Source organism: Paenibacillus sedimenti (assembly GCF_014534655.1).
Classification (GTDB): domain Bacteria; phylum Bacillota; class Bacilli; order Paenibacillales; family NBRC-103111; genus Paenibacillus_E; species Paenibacillus_E sedimenti.
Window position 1 is genome coordinate 82,201 of the sequence record NZ_JACVVD010000016.1, and the last position, 15,594, is coordinate 97,794.

At 44.1% G+C, this 15,594-nt stretch carries 12 protein-coding genes and 1 pseudogene; all 13 read right to left on the minus strand.

Annotation, left to right across the window (positions count from 1 at the left end; genetic code table 11):
* Positions 1-24 precede the first annotated feature (24 nt).
* Positions 25-297 (minus strand): flagellar biosynthesis anti-sigma factor FlgM, encoded by a 273-nt coding sequence (gene flgM, locus ICC18_RS29295; RefSeq protein ID WP_188177964.1) that lies wholly within the window; start codon positions 295-297, stop codon positions 25-27.
* Positions 298-409: 112 nt separating this feature from the next.
* Positions 410-832: a TIGR03826 family flagellar region protein gene (locus tag ICC18_RS29300; RefSeq protein ID WP_188177965.1), complete on the minus strand. Its 423-nt coding sequence runs from the start codon at positions 830-832 to the stop codon at positions 410-412.
* A gap of 112 nt (positions 833-944) precedes the next feature.
* Positions 945-1,724, minus strand: coding sequence for a ComFC family protein (locus tag ICC18_RS29305; protein WP_188177966.1), 780 nt, complete (start codon positions 1,722-1,724; stop codon positions 945-947).
* Positions 1,721-3,613: an ATP-dependent helicase ComFA gene (locus ICC18_RS29310; RefSeq protein ID WP_188177967.1), complete on the minus strand. Its 1,893-nt coding sequence runs from the start codon at positions 3,611-3,613 to the stop codon at positions 1,721-1,723. Before ICC18_RS29310 ends, ICC18_RS29305 begins: the two co-directional genes overlap by 4 nt.
* A gap of 32 nt (positions 3,614-3,645) precedes the next feature.
* Positions 3,646-4,047 (minus strand): hypothetical protein, encoded by a 402-nt coding sequence (locus ICC18_RS29315; RefSeq protein WP_188177968.1) that lies wholly within the window; start codon positions 4,045-4,047, stop codon positions 3,646-3,648.
* Between the two features lie 324 nt (positions 4,048-4,371).
* Positions 4,372-5,097: a response regulator gene (locus tag ICC18_RS29320; RefSeq protein ID WP_188177969.1), complete on the minus strand. Its 726-nt coding sequence runs from the start codon at positions 5,095-5,097 to the stop codon at positions 4,372-4,374.
* Complete coding sequence (locus ICC18_RS29325) at positions 5,075-6,262, minus strand: sensor histidine kinase (protein ID WP_188177970.1); 1,188 nt, start codon at positions 6,260-6,262, stop codon at positions 5,075-5,077. The genes ICC18_RS29320 and ICC18_RS29325 overlap by 23 nt, the downstream gene beginning before the upstream one ends.
* 97 nt (positions 6,263-6,359) lie before the next feature.
* Positions 6,360-8,969 carry a stalk domain-containing protein gene (locus ICC18_RS29330; RefSeq protein ID WP_188177971.1) on the minus strand — a complete coding sequence of 870 codons (2,610 nt, stop codon included), beginning with the start codon at positions 8,967-8,969 and terminating at the stop codon, positions 6,360-6,362.
* A 180-nt stretch (positions 8,970-9,149) separates the two neighbouring features.
* A complete protein-coding gene (metK, locus tag ICC18_RS29335) occupies positions 9,150-10,349 on the minus strand; it encodes a methionine adenosyltransferase (RefSeq protein ID WP_188177972.1) in 1,200 nt (399 codons plus the stop codon).
* 382 nt (positions 10,350-10,731) lie between these two features.
* Entirely contained in the window at positions 10,732-11,007 is a 276-nt protein-coding gene (locus ICC18_RS29340) for an alpha/beta-type small acid-soluble spore protein (protein ID WP_188177973.1), read from the minus strand.
* A gap of 135 nt (positions 11,008-11,142) precedes the next feature.
* Positions 11,143-11,688, minus strand: coding sequence for a hypothetical protein (locus ICC18_RS29345; protein WP_188177974.1), 546 nt, complete (start codon positions 11,686-11,688; stop codon positions 11,143-11,145).
* A gap of 64 nt (positions 11,689-11,752) precedes the next feature.
* Positions 11,753-14,815 (minus strand): S-layer homology domain-containing protein, encoded by a 3,063-nt coding sequence (locus ICC18_RS29350; protein ID WP_188177975.1) that lies wholly within the window; start codon positions 14,813-14,815, stop codon positions 11,753-11,755.
* Between the two features lie 394 nt (positions 14,816-15,209).
* A pseudogene (locus ICC18_RS29355) lies at positions 15,210-15,594 on the minus strand (S-layer homology domain-containing protein); the annotation flags it as partial.

Sequence of the window (15,594 nt, forward strand, 5' to 3'; positions counted from 1 at the left end):
TGTTGTTTTTCGTCGTTGCTGTGATTACTTTAGGTATGGAAGAAGTTTCTCCGCGATTTTGTTAGCATCCACGTGGTACGTACCGGAAGCTACGGAAACTTTCAATTCTTCAATGCGACGAGTTTGCTCCTCCGTACGAGCGCTTCCCTGTGCATCAAGCAGTTCCTTAGCTTCAGCCGAAATCTCGACTTGGTCTTTGGGTCTGTCTTTTTTACCCGTTGTATGCGCGAACTTCGCATCGTCCGCTTTTTTATAAGGATTGATAGCGCCTATCCGCTGATTATTATTGATTTTCATCCTTCAACACTCCTATGTTTCTGACATAAAAATTAAAATGCCGATAATCTTTAGAACTATTATCGGCATCTGACATATGAAACTTTATATCTCTAGAGACCTATTTCAATAATTAATGCCGGTCCCGCAAACGCTCTTGAATGTTGAAGCTTACTTTGCCCTCTTGCTTCTTCAGCTCTTCACTCCGTCGCTGATCTTCCGCGTTGTTCCTAACATCCTTCACCAATTTCGTCCGACAAGGATCGCACATCGTATTCTCACGAATCAACGTCCCACACACTTCGCATGGAAACGACATGTTCGGCGCATTCATAATGGAAATCCGGCCTTCGCGGATGAATTTGGTGATTTGTTTAATGGAGACTTCTGTAGCCTCAGTTAATTCTTGGACGGTAGCTCCTCTATTATCACGTAGATATTTCAAACATTTTTCATATTGTTGTTCGATTTCTTTCTTACAGTTCGGGCAAACGTCCATGAATCCCTTTACAAAAATCTTTCCACAACGCGGACAATTCGCAACATTCATGCTCATTGTACAGCCCTCCTTCTACTATTCCCAACACCTGATTATTAATTCCAGTTTACCGCAATTCGACATCTTTTGCACATCAAAATTTTTCTGTTATTGTAAGCCCCTTCCTACTCTACCTGGCCCAGGTTAATCCAAATACTTCTGCAGGAAAACTCTCTTTAAGTACCTTGGCACATTGATTCATGGTGCTCCCCGTCGTGTAGACATCATCTACGACATATATGATAAATGAAGATCGAGATGTGCTTTTAACCAGCTCAGCACATGACGTGCTTACTTCGAAAACATGTTGCAAATCACCTAAACGCTCGCTTCTCTTTTTGAAGCTCTGCTTATCCGTATGCTTAGAGCGAAGCAGCAAGGGCATTACCGGCAACCCGACTCTACGGCCGAGCTCGACGGCCATCTGCTCCGCTTGATTAAACCCTCGCTCCAGTAAACGGCGCTCACTAATAGGTACGTAAGTAAAGAGTTCGAGCGTATCATTTGCAATCTTTTTGCTGCCATTCGGCCCATCATCCGCCTGAAGCAGCCCATATGCATGAACCATCATATGCCCAATCACTGATTTTAACCGTTCATCCCCACGATACTTGTAGCGAGCAAGCAGTTCTTTCATCGTATCATCATACCGCACAGCACTACGACTGCTCGAAAAATAAGCCTGCCCCCGGCGCAGGCAATCTGTGCAATTCTCGCCCCTACCACAAATTGGGCAAAGGACTCGTCGTATCCACGGAATCCGTGTAAAGCAAGCATGGCATAAGCCAAATGCATCACCCTGCAAATGACCTCTTTTCTTGCAAAGTAAGCACTCCTTACGACGTGGATGGAGCAGGGAATGCAATACACCAGAGGCTCGTCCCATCCAACTCCCCTTGCTCATGTTCATCTATTTCCCCCTTTTAAATAACCCATTTTGCGCGCAATGCGATTCATCTGTTTTATCTGGCGAACAGCCTCCTTCTGAGATTGTGTTATTTCTTTAGCTGCAAAATAAACCAGTCCAGCCGGGTCTTCCTTCGATCTGCCTACACGTCCAGCCATCTGAACAAGGGCCGCCTCGTCAAACAACTTTGAATCTGCATCTAAAATGAAAACATCGGATTTCGGAATCGTAACCCCCCGCTCAAGGATCGTGGTTGTAACGAGCACGCGAATTTCTCTGTTTCGAAAACGCTGCACTTTCCCGGTCCGATCCGGATCCTTGGAAGTTGTCCCCTCAATACCAACACCATTCCCGCTTATGTCACTTATCAGCTTCACCCTCAGCATCTCAACCATCGGCTCAACGATTTGAATGTTTGGGACAAAAACAAACACCTGCGCCCCACGCGTTACAGAAGCCTGCAGCCTAGTCAATAACGCCTGGGGTAACGTTTTGGCCTGAAGACACTTACGCATGGAGGTAACGGACAGGAGATGCGGCACCGGAAGCGGATTCCTGTGAAACCGTACTGGCACGCGCACATGGGCCAATCGCCCGCGTTCAGCTGCTTTTCTCACGGCTCGAGGCGGTGTAGCCGACAATAGGATGTTGCTGCCACAAGTCTTGACCGCTTTGGCAGCTGCGTAGGTCAACATCGGATCCCCATGATAAGGAAACGCATCAATCTCGTCAATAATGACAAGATCAAAAGCCTCAAAGAATCGCAACAACTGATGCGTCGTAGCGATCGTTATCTGCCCCTGCTCCCATCTCTGCTCGCTTCCGCCATAAAGTGTGACTACGTTGTATTCGGCAAATGCTCGCTCGATCCGGGGCTGCAGTTCCAGCACAACGTCTTTGCGAGGTGTAGCTATGAGCACACGTCCGCCTCTAGATGCTGTATAGTGGATGAATGGAAAAATCATCTCCGTCTTACCTGCGCCGGTTACAGCCCAGATTAAGAACCTCTTCTGATCCGCTTTCCGCTCTTTCCCAATCATCGTTCCTCTCCCAGGATCGTCACCGCCAATATACCGAAGCCCTTCCAGCGAAGCCGCTGCCTGCGCCTCACTCAGTCCCCATGGCTCAATATAGGCTTTGTAATCGCCCATTTTATCTAACCCGGCTGCGGCACTCCGCCCCCGAATGAGCAAAGAGCAAAATCGTGTCCGCCCCATCGTCAGGCACTCCTCACAATACGGGCACTCCTGCCCACAGTGAATACAAGCCGCCCAAAACATACGTTCTGAACCGCTTCCACACCTTTTACAGCTGTATGTCGTCTCTTTTTTGAAACCACGCCGCCAGTGCCGCTGCTCAACAATCCCTAAGCCGTTGTTCAACTTCAGTTCACCATTCAAGTGAGCAAGCTGCACATAAGGCAGCCATACCGTCGGTTCGACAACGCCAAAGCCAATATACTCCAATAATTGCTGAAACTCTTCAATTAGCAGCGCTCTGCCACTGCAAGCCTTCACAATATGCTTGTACAAATCAGCTTTAATCCGGATGCCAGGAAACATGCCTTGTTTCCACATTTCATAAGAGATGGTCTTTAAAAAGAAAGAATCGCTTACTCCGCTTGTTATATCGCAGTTCCGCGCTATTTTCTGAAGCTTAGCTCTAAGCATTGAGGGTGGTTGTTCGAATTTCCATGAGGCCGTTTCGGAGGTAGAAGCAATCATCTGAAGCATTTTCACAGCTTGCCCTAAAGAAATAAAAGGCTCCAGCAGTAGGATGCCGGCGTCGGCACCGTATTGCTCGAACCAATAATGAATGTCGGTGTTCGCGTGAATCGTCAGGTTCCACGTCCAACGCGATCCGTTATGCACTGCATAAAGTTGACCCTTCATCCTTCACCTTGCTCTCTTTATAGTGTAACCGTTTACTGCATCACAATTGGGATTTTCACAAGATCCTCCCGATTGCTGAGATTCACGACAATCAGCGGTTCATTCTCATGCCGACGCAAATAATCATCGACGAATTCATCATCCGTTCGATGATAGAATTCCAGCAAATGGGTATGGGATAATCGCTCAATGATTTTCAGCGTGTCATCCGACGAGCCCTCATCGAAGATCGCAGCGGTTACCTGGCTGCCTTTCACTCGCGAAAAGAAAAACAAAGAGCGAATATACCATTCAATTTGATTTTGATTGTTTTTGGTCACTAACAGAACTTTAGCTTGCTTCTTGCTTCTTCCCTTTCGGGAACCGAACAAGATATGAAGCACAACAATGCTGATTCCGTAACAACCGACGATCCAAAGCAATCCGATCCACATAGCGGCTCCCTCCCTTATCAGCATTGTATGCCAACAAAGAAGAGGGGGTTCCTTTAAGAGGTAGTTTAAAAAGACCACTTTGACCACATCAGACGAAAGTCTGATTGGCGAATAAACCTACCGTTTATCGCGGTCGTACAACTTCGGTTTGCTTCGATAAAGGTTTATCTCATAACGATGTTATTACTGGAAGTATCTCGGCATCGAATCTTGAACGAATCCGGGAAGTCCGGTACTCACGTAGCAATCCTCTACGCTCCGTTCCTCCTTCTCCGCATTGCGTCCAACCTTCTCGGTTCTGAAAGCGGACTTTTTAAACTTCTATTATAACGTCACCCAGCCATTCTTGATTGCAATAATAACCGCTTGTGTACGATCGTCGACCTCCATTTTTTGGAGGATGCTGCTGACGTGGTTCTTTACCGTTTTTTCACTGATGTACAGGAACTCGCCAATCAGTTTATTGCTTTTGCCTTCTGCCATAAGGCGAAGCACTTCGGCTTCACGTTTGGTAAGCGGACTGTTCGCATTATGTATGTACTTCAAGCCTGCATCCTTAACGCCTTGTCCGGGACCTACAACGCCTACGTCGTCGAGATAAGTCATTCGACGAAGCTGGTTGATCAGCTTGCCCGTCACTTTCGGATGAATATAGGCATGACCGGCTACGACGGAACGAATCGCATTGATGAGCGACTCTGCCTCCATATCCTTCAGCAAATATCCGGAAGCCCCTTTGCGGAGCGTTTCGAACACATAACTTTCATCGTCATGAATCGATAAAATAATCACTTTGATGTCCGGGAAAATGAGCTTCAGACGCTCGGTAGCGATAACGCCATTTTCCAGTGGCATGTTGATGTCCATCAGAACGATGTCAGGCGTGATTTGGTTGCAAAGCTCGATGACTTGGATGCCGTCACCGCACTCGCCAATCACTTCCATATCATCTTCCATGTTGATGATTCGCTTAACACCTTCGCGAAAGAGTTGATGATCGTCTGCAATCACAATGCGCACATTACGTTTATGACTCGCCGTGTTGTCCATTCTGATTTTCCTCCTTGTTCTCTGCTCTGCCGCCGATAGGGATCAGCATCGTTATTTTTGTACCCGAATCTTTTTCAGACTCCAGAATCATCGAGCCATCCAGCAGCTCAACACGCTCTCGCATGCCAAGCAAACCGAAATTGTTCCCCTTGGCAATACTTTGCTCAGTCTGAGCCACATCAAAACCGATCCCGTTATCTACAACATAGATTTGTACTTGATCACGTTCCAAAGTGAGCTCAACACTTACAAAAGTGGCTTTCGCATGTTTAATCACATTCGATAGAGCTTCCTGCACCAGTCGGAAAATAGCAATTTCAAGTCCGGACGGAATGCGAGTCTCCCTGCCCACAAGATTAAATTTTGTACGTATTCTATGCTTTTCCTCGAAATCCTGCACATATTTGCGCAGTGTAGGAACAATGCCCAGATCATCGAGCGCCATAGGGCGGAGGTTGAAGATAATCTTGCGAACCTCTTCCAACCCCCCTCTGACTTGTCCCTTCAAATCTACTAATTCTTCCCTGACTGACGGGATATCCTGTTTGATGAGCATACGTTCCGCAATTTCCGTGCGAAGTACGACATTGGCAAGCGTTTGTGCCATCCCATCGTGAATCTCGCGCGCAATTCGTTTCCGCTCTTCTTCCTGGGCCAAAATAATTTTCAAACCGAGCAGCTGTCTATTTTTGGCGGATTCCAAAATACGGGTAACTTGATTGAGATCCCCTGATAAGTATTCCAGCACCACATTCATCTGGGAGACAATGGTCTCTGCTCGTTCCACCTGCTTGTCCACATTTTTCACTCGCTGCTGTAAATCATTACGCCGAGACTTGAGGTGATTCTCTTTTTCCCTGGCGATAGTAAGCTGCAGTTGGAGCGCGATAGCGGCTTCATAGGCTGTCTTGATGTCTTCCTCACGGTACTTGTTGAAATCTCGACTAACTTCCGTAAGCCTAATCCGGGATCGCTTATACTCCTTTTCCAACTTGTCCACCAGATCAATTGTGACACTGGTTTCTTCTTGAATTTCTTCTAGTTCGCGATTCAGTGCCTCTTTTTCGAGTCGTGACGTTTCAGCAATCTCAAAAATTTGATATTTACTGCTCTCCATGACGTTAATGGCGTTTTTTATGACACGATCTATAGCGTCTGGCTGCAAGTGGAACAAGCTCCTTCTATGAAAACGATATTAGTCAATTAGTCTACCCCATATTGTAACACAATTCTAATGATTTGAAGTGTACTTCTAGCACTATTTATTCAAGTGTAATGCCTTGATTTTTAGGTTCCCAGCCTACCTTAAAGCCCAGTTTCTCGGAAATTAGTCGCAGAGGCACCATCGTGACGTTATTCATAATTTTTGGCGCTACTTCAGCCGTCACACGATCCCCATTCACCAACAAATCGGGATTATCAATCCACAAATCGATCAGCTTATCGCCGCGGATGACAGTCACTTTACGCTCCTTGTCATCCCACTTCACATTACCGCCTAGTGCCTCAGTTACAAAACGAATCGGAACCAGCGTATTATCATTAATGATAGTTGGCGCTTGCTCCAACGTCATTGCTTTATTATTTAAGCTTGCTTGTTTTTTGTTTACGGTAAGCTTTACAGAGTTTTTCGGCAGAGCCGCTATCTGGCCTTTATAAATGAAAGAAATATCGTCGATACTAATTTTCCCTTTCGATGCTCTTTCATCCTGTCCATTAGCTGGATTAGCCACATAAACGCTCTTTAATTTTACCGGAAACTTCAGATCAGATATATCTGCCGTAACCTTTCTCCAACCCGACCAATTCGTGTTTTCCGTAAAACTTCTCAACTGCTGCTTACCATCAGCATCCACAAATTCTGCGCGCACCCAGTTAAAACTTCCGTCACCAAATACTTTGGCCGTTATAAACTGCGGCTCACCATCAATTTGAACACCATTCGTGCCATCGAATCTGGCATAGGCAGCCTTCGTTCCTGCACCTTTTGTGAAATCGTAGCTGATATCCAAGGTTTTGTTGCCGTTCGTTTCTTTTGCAATATTTACAGTTGAAACGACTTCTGCAGGATACTTGTCCCCTGTTGTCAGTACCGCAGATTTATCCAGGTCGTACCATACTTTTTCTTGACCTACTGGTAATGTAACCATTGTACTGTACCCGTCATATCTGGCGATGACCTGAGCCGCTTGGCTTCCTGCCGCGCTATCCACGTGCAAAACACCGTCAGTAATCGTGCCCTTAATTCCACTTAATTCCCATTTGGCGGAGGTTGGCGGTAGATCTCTCGTTACCCCGCTCTTCGTCGTCACTGAAATAGGCAGCTTAAAGTCATTACCTTCTGTCAAAGAGAACGAGCCTGCACTAAATTTCATGGAAGATATTTGATCTCTTCCTACCACTTCAACATCCATTGTCGCGGAGCCTTTACCCGATTTGGCCACAATTTGCGTCTTACCAGGTTGTGTAGCCGTAAAAACATTGTCTTTGAACGAACCGTTTGTCGTGGAACTGCTCCACTGTGGAATAATAGAATCTACTGCAATAGGATTATAATAATCATCATAAGCTTTAAATTGATAAGTGCTGGATTCATTTATGAATATTACTTTTTGTCCTTTTAAAATAAGACCTTTCAACTCACCCTTAGGGGCCGTGGAATATATGCCAACACCGTTGACAACACTTCGCTGGTTGCCATATTCCGTTTTGTTCGTTAATTTGGGATCAAAATCTCCAAGCGGTCTAGTAACCATTTGTGTAGAACCGCCACCGTCCAAAACCATGCCTCTCCAAACACCAGCTTGTATCATAAACTGCTGCAGCTCCGGAAGCGTCATTCCTTTACTGCTGCCGTTATTATCGGAAGTGATCATATAAGCTGTCTTCATATCTTTGGAGTAACCAATCGCCGTCCGGGAGCGAGGCGTATATCCGCTAAAATCCTTAATTTCGCGCGTAAAATAACTCGGCTTCGCCTCATCCACCAGCAATGTATTGCCGCCGATCATCATTTTAAAATTTTTCCAATCATATTTCTTGGAAAGGTCATGCGGAACCATATCATACTTCGTCGTGACGGGATCCCCGACCTTCAAGTGATTCACGATAAACTCCCGGGCAAGTCCCGAACCTCTAAGAATATAGCCATCGGCAGGGGCCACCATCTTGATGTTCGTGTCCACTGCTATCTCTTTCACCACGCCATTCTGGATAAGCGCCTCCGTCGGAACATGCGTACCATCGACCGCACGCTGCGTCATCGCCCAGGCATTCGTATATAGGAAAAGACCATCAGCGATCATAGGTACATCATTATCATCCCAATAATAGGTCTTGTTGACGCCGCCTAGCTCGAATGTCGTGCCGTCCTTTGCTTTTACCGTCCCCTGAAAATCAAAAATATCAATAATCGGCTGATTATCCTTCGTGATCGCAAAAGAATACAGACCCGATATTTTGGCCGGCGTAGCCATCACCACGCCATTCGTGATCTGCGCACCTTCCGGCACACCCTCTGCTTGTGTATTAAAGAAGTCCCCATTCACACCGGCAACGGCGCCTGTATCCTTCACCATGCCGAGTACACTCTGGTTCTTCGTGAACTGATTTTTTGTACCTGCCATTGCATCGATCTTTACATTCGGATTCGTTAAATCTACTTCTATGACATTCGCATTGACGGAAACGTCCTTATTGCTTCTCGTCGTTGTCCATACATAGTTTTTAAGAATGGCGCCAGACGTAATCGTCTCCTGCGAACTCAGCGTTAATACCGGATCCGCCGCGAATACCGTCGTACCGCCTACCGTCAACTGCCATACCAGTGCACAAGCCAGCGCACCTATCCCCAATTGCTTTTGAACCTTCATGTTGCCTCTCCACTCTCCTCTTTCAGTCTAAGTCTAGTATCTATTTTTTTGGACATCTATATAGACTCTTAAACTATGGAAAAAGTTACGAATTTGGTAGGGTGGAAATATGTTGAATTTATACAGCAAAAAAGGCCGTTCGTCGAAGTGACGAACAGCCTTTTATAAAGTAATCAGAGATTAAGCTAGAGCTTGTGCTTTCAATGTCTCAGCTTTGTCTGTACGCTCCCAAGGAACATCCAGATCGTTACGGCCAAAGTGACCGTAAGCAGCTGTTTGACGGTAGATCGGACGACGCAGATCCAACTCTTTGATAATGCCGGCTGGACGAAGGTCGAAGTTTTTGCTGATCAGCTCAACGAGCTTCTCTTCGCTAACTTTTCCTGTACCAAATGTATCTACACTGATTGATACCGGTCTTGCTACACCAATTGCGTAAGCCAATTGAACTTCGCATTTATCAGCAAGCCCAGCAGCTACGATGTTTTTAGCAACATAACGCGCCGCGTAAGCACCGGAACGGTCAACCTTCGTCGGATCCTTACCGGAGAACGCGCCACCGCCGTGACGTGCGTAACCACCGTAAGTATCAACAATGATTTTACGGCCTGTCAAACCAGCATCCCCTTGTGGTCCGCCAATAACAAAACGACCAGTTGGGTTGATAAAGTAGTTTGTGTTCGCGTCCAGCAAATGCGCCGGAACCACTGGTTTAATGACATGCTCTTTGATATCAGCTTGGATTTGCTCCAAAGTGATCTCTTCACTGTGCTGAGTGGATACAACAATTGCATCTACACGTACAGGCTTGTCGTTCTCGTATTCAACGGTTACTTGCGTTTTACCGTCTGGACGAAGGTAAGGCAATGTACCGTTCTTACGAACTTCAGTTAAACGACGAGCTAATTGGTGAGACAGGGAGATCGGAAGCGGCATAAGTTCAGGTGTCTCGTTAACCGCGAAACCGAACATCAGACCTTGGTCACCTGCACCGATAGCTTCGATTTCCTCATCAGACATTTTACCTTCCCTTGCCTCAAGAGCTTTGTTTACACCTTGTGCAATGTCAGGGGATTGCTCATTCAAAGAAACAAGTACTGCAGAAGTTTGGTAGTCAAAACCATACTTCGCGCGTGTGTACCCAATTTCCTTGATTGTTTGTCTAGCGATCGCTTGAATATCTACATATTCAGAGCTGGAAGTAATCTCACCGATTACCAATACCAAACCAGTTGCTACAGAAACCTCACATGCTACGCGAGCATTCGGGTCATTGGCCAAAAAAGCATCCAATACCGAGTCAGAAATTTGGTCACAAATTTTATCCGGATGACCTTCTGTCACGGATTCGGATGTAAATAAACGACGTCCTTGAGCCATGTTATTCATCCTCCTAATCAATCTTAGTATGTTTGAAAAGCTTCGAATCGATGCCTGTATGAGAAATCAATTGTATTGGCTTCATCATTAAAGGCGACCGCATTTATTAAGTAGGTTTTATCACCCCACAGGGCGAATCAAGTGGGCCCGGCTTTAGCGGCAGCTTTTCACGCCAAACGGAATCCCTCTTATGCGCGCCTCGAGGTGCTACAAAGAACTTGAATTCCGGTATGGTAAAATATGTACGGTACAACAAAAAATGAACCTTTTCCGATTGGAAAAGGTTTGATTAAACATTGACCTTCAATTAGTTATCTTACTTTATTTGTCGTCTAGTGTCAATGAAACAATTGTTAAGATTTACGTGTATAAGTGCAAGGAATTATAGAGTGAATAAGACTTCTTCGGCTTTTTGAATCAGCCTTCTTGTGATGGTTCCTCCTACAGCCCCGGCATCTCTGGCAGAGATATGACCCCAATAATCTTCCTTGATGGAAGTTGAAGGAATTGCACCCAGTTCAGTTGCAAATTCTGTGTCTGCATTTAGTGAGAAATTCTTGCCAACAGGCAAGCCTAACTCAGCTGCAATTTCATACTTAAGAATATCCAGTGCCTGCTTAGATTCTGGAACCACCTTAACATTATTACTTCTAGCCATAACAATCGCCTCCTAAGCGTTTTTCTTTTTGAAAAACTGTCTTACGTAAGCTCCCGCTTTGTTGTGGTTACGCTCATTATTATGGCTAGAAATATAGGGGTCGAAACGCATAAGATGTTGTCAACAAGGGTAAAATTATGGAGTAGCTGTACTACCATCCTCATTCAGCAATAAGTAACTTCCGCGCACCATGACAAAGATGTCAGCCGTGTTCTTCGGAGCTGGCTTAATACCGCGTCCATCGCGCGGAAAAATCAAAAGATGATTCGTCGCGATCTCTGTTCCCGCGGCGATATCTTTACCACCGGTAACGTCGGGGATCCCGTTTTCGTCACTGCTCACTGCGATCACCTTACCGGATCGCACGATAAATTCGGCGCCAGCGCCGGCGTATAAAGTTTGTCCTGCTTTCAGCTGGACAACTGTCATCGCCGCTGGCGTCGTCCCAGTGCCGGTGCCTCCGTTGCTCCCGCTAGGCTGGCTGCCGCCAGCACTAGCCTTGAGCGCCGAGGCGATGAGCTCCTTCACCTTGGCTTCGCTTAAGGTGTTCTGTTCGAAGTAGCTCCGCGTGATGACCGGATCGGTCGCGGAGCCTGGGGTTGGGGCTTCGGCTTGGGTTGGGGTATTCATTGTAATTAAGCAGCTCATAATCAATGTAGTAATAAATAATTTGATCTTCATTGTGATTCTCCTAAATAAAAAGGAGGGGCATAATGCCCCCCTCTTTTTTATCACACTTTAAATATTATTGATTTTTAACGTAAGTTGTTACTACTTTACCATTTGCTGTGTAAGCTTTAAGGGTAAAGCCTGTTGCAGTACCAACATTAATAGCACCTGTTTTGGTATCAAAGGAAGTGACCGTACCGCCAACTACATCTTCAATCGTATAACGAACTTGAGTCAATGTATCGTAAGCGTTAATGTTACCTTCTTTGTACTCAACACCGTATTGGTCTTTCAACTTAAGGTTCATGTACTCCCAAGCGAAAGTTTTGTTTGTAGTGCTATCATACTTCTCGTCAGCAGTAATAGTTTCGATAGATGGTGTTTCGTCCTTAACTTCAACGCTGAAGGAGTCAGTTTTAATTCCACCTTTAGCATCGTTGTAAATAACATTAATTGTCGCAGTACCTTTTTTGTTACCAATTACTTTACCATTACCACCAGATGTACTTAATTCTTTTGCAACTGCAGCTGAATAAACGGAGCTTGTTACAGAAGTAATTCTGTCTTCTGGAATTGCTACACTGTTACCCGCAGAATCTTTAGCAGTAATTTTAATTGTTCTTGCTACTACAGATGTTGTTACATCTTTTTGTGCATCTGTCAACAACTTGCTATCCTGTGCAGCGAACAGAGTTGTCGGTTTGTCAAGAGCGTAAGTCAAGTCAACATTTGCCGGATTAATAGCTGTAATATCACGGCTCATCGTTGTTACTTCTTTCCAAGTAGTGCCGCCATCTATTGATTTTTGCAGAACTACTTTTACAGTTCCTTTTCCATAGAAGCCATCGTCTGTTTGGAATTTAAGACCTTTGTTAAATAGACCGAAGTTAGCACTTGTAAACGTGTAATTTTGACCATTTGCAAGTGTACCCAATACTGCTGTGGTTTCTGTTGCTTTACCAGTTAGTGTCACATGAGAGTTTGTATCAGCTGTGAATCCAACATATACAGAGTATGTTACAGTGTTCGAGCCTTCTGTAATTGTTCCTACAGTGTCAATCTTTTTACCATATTGGTCACGAACTTCAATTTTAAACTCGGAATCCGCACCCAATACCGCTCTTAATTTGTTTTCGTCAACCAATTTCAAAGAATCTGCAAAGCGAGGTTTGCCGATTTTGATTTGTTTGCTGATATTGCTGTTTACATTTACAGTAGCAATGTATGCATTCAAGTATGCAATGCTGTCTGCTGGACCTGTGAATTTATCAATTTTAATTTCACCTTTATGCTGACCACTTGTAGCGATGGATACTGCCGATACGTTAGAACCAGTTACTTTAATTCTAGCAACGTTCTCAGTGCTTGCAATATCATCTTTAGAAAGTTTATTTCCGTCAGCATCATAGGCAATCAATGGGATGTACTTATCTTCGTCAAGAGTTGCAAAATCCTCTGTTAGATCCCCAAACTCGATTTTCGTTGCAAGTTTAGTGGAACCAATTTTGAATTTAGCTGTAGCGCTGGAAGAACCAGAATATACTGTTACGTTATATTCTCCACTTTTGTCAACGTTACCTTTCAAAGAAAGCTTCACTTCACCAAAACCATTGTTATCGAAGTCGCCGTACTCCCAATCAATTTTCTCTTCATACGGGCTTACAATAACATTCACATTTGTTGCGCTGTTGTTTGCATCATCATAAGCAACTGGGTTACCGTATTGATCAAATTGATTCAAAGTAAATGTCGCAGTCTCACCAGTAGTAGTGATTGCTGTTTTCTTGTCTCCACTGTACTTAGCTTCACTAAGCTCAATTTTGGAAACAAAAGGAATAGATCCAAGTTTGAACGTTTTTTGCACACTAAGACGCGTATCATTGTTATATACATACACTGGGATCATTGTCAAACCAGGGCTTGTATCGGAAGTAGCACCCGTCATTCTCTTAGTGTTGATTTTTACGACAAGATATCCTTCGTTATCTTTTACCAAGCTGCTATCAAAACCGGAAACTACAGCTGTGAAATTGCTTGCAGACATATCTACAACTTCATCATATTGGTTTTTAGCTGCTAATTTAACTTGTGCTTTTGTTGTTTGAGCAATTGTATCAGCAGCAGAAACGAAGTCAAGTTTTTTAACTGCTTCAACTTCACCTTTGAAAGTCGCTGTAGTTGTACCTACAGTTTCAGCTTCAAGACCGGAAAGAGTAACAGTATAATCGCCATCTCCGATTTTAACATCTTTCAAAGTTAGAACTGCGGATTTTTTGTCTTCGTTAAATGCAGTTTCAGTAACTACATCAACTGAACCCTTTTTCAGAGCAAGCTTAGCTTTTGCAGTGTCAACCGGTTTGTTGAAAGTTACTGTAACTTTCTTAACGCCTGTTGCTTTTGCTTCAGTTACAGATACTTTACCAGCCGGTACGTATTGTTGCTTCGCTTCGTATGCGCCTGTCAAAAGCAGGTCGCGAGTTGCGTTGTCTTGACCGCCGAATTTGCCGTCAGCGCCAGCAGGAAGAAGTTTCAGTTCAAGAGCAAGAGCTACATAACCTTGTGCCCAGTCAGAAACAGTTGTATCTGTACCCGTTTTTGCTTTAGCATCAGCATCTTTACCCAATACGCGAACCAGGAAAGTAGCCAGTTGTTCTTTAGTTACTTTACCAGCTGGGTTGTAAGTACCTTCGCCATAACCATCAGTGATACCAGCTGTTTTCAAAGCTTCGATGAAAGGAAGAGCGTAGCCGTTAGCTGCGTCATCAACTTTAACATCGGAGAAGCTGGATGTTTTCAGGTCTTTATTAACTTCGATACCAGTGATCAAAGCTGCAACTTTAGCGAATTGAGCGCGGTTCATTTCGTCTTTCAGACCAAATGTAGTTTCGCTCACTCCGTCAAAGATACCAGCGCTAATCAGCGCGTCGAATTTCGCTTTTGTAGCTGCGTCAAGATCTTTAAGATCTGTGAAATCAGCAGATGTTTTACCAAATGCTACGGAAGAAAACATGGATAATGCCATTGCTGTAGAAAGAACTACGGATAAACTTTTCTTCATAACCTTTTTTTCTCCTCCTTGAATATCTTTCACTTTGTTTTGTAGGTTTGATCTAACAATATTAGAGCTCGATTCACTCATTGTCAGGTTCACCCCCTTTCCAGAGTTGAGCATTATATAACTAAGTTCGCTTGCAGCTCTAATTGCCGCATTGGAAACTAGTAAACTAGTTGGAAGAAATAGAAAGTCACACCAAAGTACATTATACAATGGTCGAATTGCGTCGTAAAGAGTTATTTTTTTAGGAATAACATAATACAAGAAAGGGAAAGTTTTTTGGTTTCCATCTTTTCAAAGTATTAAACGCAGTATTCAATAAAAAGTTGCGTTTCATTTAAAAAAAGTTTTTTATTTCTCAAAATTCAATTTTGTTTTATTCACTAATCATTTCCTATATGCATCATTTTATAATAATTTTTGGTACATACTAAAAAAAGAAAGGGGCAATTAAGCCCCTTTCCTTTGGACGATTCGATTATTGATGTGTTACGAAAGTTGTAACTACTTTACCGCTAGCAGAGATTGCTTTCAGTGTAAAGCTTGTTGAGTCGTTCAACGTAATTTGGCCAGTTACACTATTAATTGTTGCTGCAGTACCACCTGTTGGTGTTGTTGCATCTTCAAGCGTGTATCTGATTTGAGTTAATGCATCATAAGCATTGATCTCAGTTGTTGTATATTCAACACCATACTGATCGACTGCTTTCAGATTCATGTACTCGTATGCATACGTTTTGTTTGTCGTGCTATCGTAGTTCTCATCTGCTGTCAATTTGTCTACAGTTGGAAGCTCATCTTTAACTTCTACTTCGAAGGATGCTGTTTTAATTGCATCTTTAGCATCTTTGTACATCACGTTC

Bases quoted from the DNA above. Each gene is read 5' to 3' on its own strand.
- flgM (WP_188177964.1), bottom strand. From the start codon at position 297: ATGAAAATCAATAATAATCAGCGGATAGGCGCTATCAATCCTTATAAA.
- ICC18_RS29300 (WP_188177965.1), bottom strand. From the start codon at position 832: ATGAGCATGAATGTTGCGAATTGTCCGCGTTGTGGAAAGATTTTTGTA.
- ICC18_RS29305 (WP_188177966.1), bottom strand. From the start codon at position 1,724: ATGAACATGAGCAAGGGGAGTTGGATGGGACGAGCCTCTGGTGTATTG.
- ICC18_RS29310 (WP_188177967.1), bottom strand. From the start codon at position 3,613: ATGAAGGGTCAACTTTATGCAGTGCATAACGGATCGCGTTGGACGTGG.
- ICC18_RS29315 (WP_188177968.1), bottom strand. From the start codon at position 4,047: ATGTGGATCGGATTGCTTTGGATCGTCGGTTGTTACGGAATCAGCATT.
- ICC18_RS29320 (WP_188177969.1), bottom strand. From the start codon at position 5,097: ATGGACAACACGGCGAGTCATAAACGTAATGTGCGCATTGTGATTGCA.
- ICC18_RS29330 (WP_188177971.1), bottom strand. From the start codon at position 8,969: ATGAAGGTTCAAAAGCAATTGGGGATAGGTGCGCTGGCTTGTGCACTG.
- metK (WP_188177972.1), bottom strand. From the start codon at position 10,349: ATGGCTCAAGGACGTCGTTTATTTACATCCGAATCCGTGACAGAAGGT.
- ICC18_RS29340 (WP_188177973.1), bottom strand. From the start codon at position 11,007: ATGGCTAGAAGTAATAATGTTAAGGTGGTTCCAGAATCTAAGCAGGCA.
- ICC18_RS29345 (WP_188177974.1), bottom strand. From the start codon at position 11,688: ATGAAGATCAAATTATTTATTACTACATTGATTATGAGCTGCTTAATT.
- ICC18_RS29350 (WP_188177975.1), bottom strand. From the start codon at position 14,815: ATGAGTGAATCGAGCTCTAATATTGTTAGATCAAACCTACAAAACAAA.